Source organism: Geomonas propionica, from assembly GCF_016458235.1.
Lineage (GTDB): Bacteria > Desulfobacterota > Desulfuromonadia > Geobacterales > Geobacteraceae > Geomonas > Geomonas propionica.
Genome location: NZ_JAEMHK010000030.1, coordinates 1 through 5,029, shown reverse-complemented (window position 1 = coordinate 5,029; position 5,029 = coordinate 1). Strand labels below are relative to the sequence as shown.

General features: G+C 48.9%; 5 protein-coding genes. All 5 read right to left on the bottom strand.

Translation table 11 applies throughout. The features are described 5' to 3' along the window. Nucleotides 1–41: 41 nt before the first annotated feature. The gene (locus JFN90_RS21990) at nt 42–776 is read right to left on the bottom strand and encodes a hypothetical protein (RefSeq protein ID WP_199397281.1); all 735 of its coding nucleotides are present in this window, start codon (nt 774–776) and stop codon (nt 42–44) included. Between the two features lie 102 nt (nt 777–878). Next, entirely contained in the window at nt 879–1,952 is a 1,074-nt protein-coding gene (locus JFN90_RS21985) for a lactonase family protein (RefSeq protein WP_236019122.1), read from the bottom strand. Between the two features lie 575 nt (nt 1,953–2,527). Next, entirely contained in the window at nt 2,528–2,950 is a 423-nt protein-coding gene (locus JFN90_RS21980; RefSeq protein ID WP_199397279.1) for a hypothetical protein, read from the bottom strand. A gap of 54 nt (nt 2,951–3,004) precedes the next feature. Further along, a complete protein-coding gene (locus JFN90_RS21975; RefSeq protein ID WP_199397278.1) occupies nt 3,005–3,787 on the bottom strand; it encodes a hypothetical protein in 783 nt (260 codons plus the stop codon). A 330-nt stretch (nt 3,788–4,117) separates the two neighbouring features. Further along, on the bottom strand, nt 4,118–4,741 hold the full coding sequence (locus JFN90_RS21970) for a hypothetical protein (protein ID WP_199397277.1): 624 nt from the start codon (nt 4,739–4,741) through the stop codon (nt 4,118–4,120). Between the last annotated feature and the right edge of the window lie 288 nt (nt 4,742–5,029).

The following is a 5,029-nucleotide window of genomic DNA, read 5'->3' as shown; positions in this document are numbered from 1 at the left end:
TTTTCGCAGGCGTAAGGACCGGTAAACGAACAGAACGTTGGTTACGTCTTGCTGAAGATTAGCGCTAATCGGCTAAATTTATGCCTGTCGCTGATGAGCCTTTTTTTAGTCTTCAGGTCTGCAATTCTACGAGGGATATCAATTTGGAAAAGGTATCCTGACCTTTCTCTTTCCATATTTTCATTCCTAATTTTCGTCACTGTTTGATAACCTACTCTTTTTTTATCCGACAGCATTGATATTCTTTCCCGCTCGTCTTGTCGCATTATTGCTAGATTTGGCATCCGCTTCATGTCATATCCAATTAGCGAGAACGACAGGTTAGCAGATTGAATGAATGCCGGGGCATCTTCAGGATTAACCCTTACCCACTTTTTACCTTGTTGATGTCGTAAAAAAACATAAGGTGGAAATACACATGCATACTGTTTCTTGGTATTGTCAAAATCTGTCACATAAACAACTAAGTATGTTACTGCTCCGTCAAAATCTATGAGTATTGGAAGAATTTCACTGTCATCGTCTTCCCACAAAATAGTTTCACCTGTATTGGGATTATTGGTTTCAATTGCATAGTATTGTGGAGCACCTTTCGTTTCAGGCAGCCTGATTAGAGCGATATCCAGTCCCGTTTTTATTGTTCTCGTTACATGGACAATACGACCATCATGCAGCAAGGCTTCTTCAATCCACTGAGTTTTTTGAGGAGCACGTGTAGCGCAAGAAGCTAAAAGATTGATTGCACACACTAACAATAATGTTCTGGTAAACGTCATGAGATTCCGTCCAGCCCAAGGAGCATTCGGGCTATCCCCTTTGCCATCTGTTGATAAAAGTAGCTTGTGCCCTTTTCACCCCAGGCCCTATCGGGCCAGCCGTCATCTGGCAACGATGGCAATCGACCGGGGGTAACTTCCCGCTGTCACAGATGCGATAGGCATCGGGGCCAGGGTGCCGTTCAAAGTGATGGTGTACTGGGATATGCTGTTATCCATGGCATTTGCTACATATGCGTATTTGCCCGACGGGTCGACAGTTACGTATTCGGGACCGGTTCCGGCAGGCAAGACTGACGGAGTCAGAGCGGTCAGCGCTCCGTTAACACCGATGCTGTACTGGGACACCGTGCCGCTGCTCGCGTTTGCTGCGTAGACGTACTTGCCGGAGGGCTCGACGGCAACCGCGTACGGTGCTGTCCCGGTGCTGACGGATGCCGGAGTCATTGCCGTCAGACCACCGGTTGTTCCGATTGAGTATTGTGACAAGGTGCTACTGATGCTGTTGGCCACGTAGACGTATGTCCCACTGGGGTCGATCGTGACGCTGCGCGGATTACTACCGGCTGCCACAGTTGGCGTACTCATTGCGGTGAGGCCGCCGTTAGTGCCTATAGCGTACAGGGACACGTTGTTGCCCAGTGCGTTGACGACGTATGCGTATTTCCCAGAGAGATCGATGCTTATAGAAAACGCCCCGGCGCCAGCTGCAACCGTTGCTGGCGCCAAGGGCGCCAAAGTACCGGTCGTGCTCACCGAGTATTGTGAGATCGAGTTGTCGTTCAAGTTGGTCGCATAAGCAAATTTCCCCGATGGGTGGATCGCGATTGAAGAGACCCCACTCGCAGCGGCTACACTCGGTGGCGTCATCTCCAGTAGCTTCCCGAATTGAGTGATGGCGTACTGGGAAATGTTATTGCTGGCGACATTGGCCACGTAAGCGTGGCGTCCTGAGGGATCAACTGTGACTGCTATGGGATTCGTTCCAGCGGGGACGGTTGAAGGTATCATGGCCCGGAGGGTGCCATCCGGGTTTACCGTGTACTGTGACACGTCATTACTCACTCCATTGGCAACATAGGCGTATTTGGGGATCTTTTGAGTTCCATCCCCCCCACTTCCACACCCATGCATAAAGATGGTTACCGCACCAACCATACCTGCTAACACAAACATTTTACTCACAAAACCCTCCATTCAATAAAGTTCCAGAAAAATATCGCGTGGTAGTCCACCTGCGATTCCAAGGTTCCATCTCTTCTTGCTAGTCGACAGTCACAATCAAAACTTTGTAGGCCTTTTTAGCAGTATTTGTGACCTTCAACCGCATCTGCCCTTCTATGGGCTTGCAATCAAGTCCACCATAGAAACTCGTGATCGACCGGTTCTGTCCAACCTGGGTCATGGTGATGGGGTATGGCCCACGCGTGATCGTGTCCATACTCTCGCCACTGGCATCTACCCTGAACATCACGTGTTGGCTTTTCTGGCTCTTTATCGAGACTTCTTTCGTTTGATTCGGTTGTAAGGTGAAATCGGATACGTATCTCTCCGAAGGACTTAGGCTGAACCAGTTACCACTCGCCCCGACCAAAATCCAGCATACAACTGCTATCAGCATGAAACACGTGGCTTTTCTCACGATTCACCCCCATCTATGTTCTTCTCATTATTTTCCCCGCTCAACGGGGATGAGGCGCACCGGCGGAGCGGAGCGGAAACTGTGTGCCGCCAAGTGTTAGCGGAATTTCCTATGAGTACCATGGCATTAAGGCCCCTAAAATTCCCAGGGCCAGTGAGACCGGGACTAGAACGTATGCAAGTTTTAGCAGCTGTTTTTGTGCGTTGATAAAAGATGTAGACGGAAAAGGTTTTGCCTCTTCGTCTAGCGCTTTCCTAGCAGGGGGGATCAACCAGACCAGGAAATTTCCTATAATCATGGCAACTGGCAATGCACCAAAGAAAGGTGTTACCGCTGCCAACACAGCTCCAAGGCCTTTTCCTGTAATACCGAAATTTTGTCCTGGATGAACTGTAGAGTGGAGAGTATTCAGAACCTTATATGACCCCACCCAAAGAGCACAGAGCGAAGTTATTATCGCCGGTAGCAGCAGCAAATTCCATGCGCTCTTCCTTCGCTTTGCCCGAAATCTTGCCTTCTCGATGTAATCCATATCTTTTCTTTCTTGTTTGTTGTCCAACGGCATGGGAGGCTCAGCGGCGGAGCGTCAGCGGAGCCCGTCTGCCGTCTCTTTGTTGGATGTTACACTATGCGCCTTTTTCTTCGCCTTCCGATTCATTGGCTCCCTAAAGAGGCTGATATCGATCTGGCCGCTATCGATCATTTGCCAAAGGTTAACCGCCCTAACAATGAAATTATTCAGGTTGTAAGTTTCTACTAGCTCGCCATGCCGATAAAGAAATAGGTCTTCCCCCGTAGAATCCACAACAATACCTCTTACAGGGGATTTCAAGGATTTGATTGAGGGGTCGATTACCGATTTTCTAGAAAGAGCCGCTAATATCGATTCAACTTCGCTTTGCCTGTTGATAAAGTTTGGATTGATGAGGGGGGTTAGTCTCGTATGTTCGCATTTCAAAATGTCTGAAATCTTCTTACCAACTACATCGTCAGTTATCGAAAACATCGGAAGCCACCGTGTTGGGTCAGACCTCAGGTGGATAACGGTCTGCCATGTTCCAGCGCGACCGGTGGGAAGGATGAGGGTAAATAAACTTACAATAAAATTATCATATTTCCCGCTGTAGATTTCGCCGATTGTCGGAGAGTTAAACCGCGACCCGTCGAACATGGATTGCAGGCATGAGCAAGGCGTTTTATTCAGGTAATGCCCGAACTGATTCAGACTGATTTTCTTCAGTCCACATTCTGAAGCTGCTTTCTCAGTCTTCGTGGTCGATTTTGGGGCGAAAAAGATAATAACCGTGGTCAAGGCGGCTACACTCAGCATACCAATAGCGAATGGATTTAAATCCCTTAGCCACTCCATTAAAGCTCCTCAAAATATCCTTTCATCATTTTGTCATTCAACGGCGCGGTCTTGTTGGGGGTAACCTCTACTTTAAATGGAAAAGGGCAGTTGCCCCTCTCTTCCAGTTCTTTTAGCGAAATGGATAGTGGCGCTCGTTTTTCAATGGCCACAAACAGAAGTTGAGAGTGATAAGCAAGTAACAAGCAGCCATGTTTTTAATTTCATCTTTTTCCTCTTTGATCTTCCAACGGGTTGGCGGGTGAGCGGCGGAGCAACCTGCCTCCCGCAGACTCTTCCCCGCTTTTACTCTCTCGCGGAGTCCATCTCCACCCGTTCTTGGGATCGCTGCTAACCCGCTTGTCCAAGTAATTGAGCTAAAGCATGGGCTAGTCGGACTGCTGGTTCATAGTTTTGATCATTGCTGATCAACGATGGTGTGACCAACAATGCTCCATCCCGGTATTCAGCTGACATCCCCTCATGCTGTAAGAAAAAAGTGACGGTCTCCGGTCTCAGCATAGCCGCGAAAGTTCCCTCATCCTCAGAAGATATCTCGTACATATCCAGAAGCGATTGGGGAAACGAAGCGTGATGTTCTCCGATCCCGAGCATGTCTCCAACCTCTTCCGTGAACGTTTTAGTTCTCAAGATGAAGTTAGGGATCGCTAGATTCAGCGATGTCAGCAGGACGCCAAGAGTGATAGGCGAGTACCGGCTCCTAGATATAGTGAAGACGCACGTATTGATACCGTTAACCGCGCCCGCGAAGAACTGGGAAAGGTAGGGAGTGTTCACCCAAGACGTGAGCGCAGAAAATTTCCGCTCGTTAAACAGCGCATCGAACTCATGCCTGGAGATGTCCCACAGTCCCAGTCCGCAGGTGATTTGTCCGGAAGGCACCTTTTTCTCGCACCACCAGAGGGTACCGATGACAAGCACCACAACTACAAGAATTAAGAAAAATAGGCCCACTGTCTCACCGTTACATTCGTATTTTTATCTGTCCAACGGGTTGCTGGTGAGCGGCCGGTTTTGGTCCGGTCCAACTCCTTGGTTGGGCTTTTTCGTTTTACCCTTGTATCAACATTAATAAGTTACATAAGCTACCTACGTCCCCTCGGCTCATGGGCTCTTTCCGAGGCGGCGATTTCCTTTATCCAAAACAATCCGCGAGCCGGAAAGCTCGCCGAAAACTTGGCAAGGGCTCACGGGAAGGGAAAGGCTCTCGCCATCGTGGCGCATAAACTAGGACGTGCTATT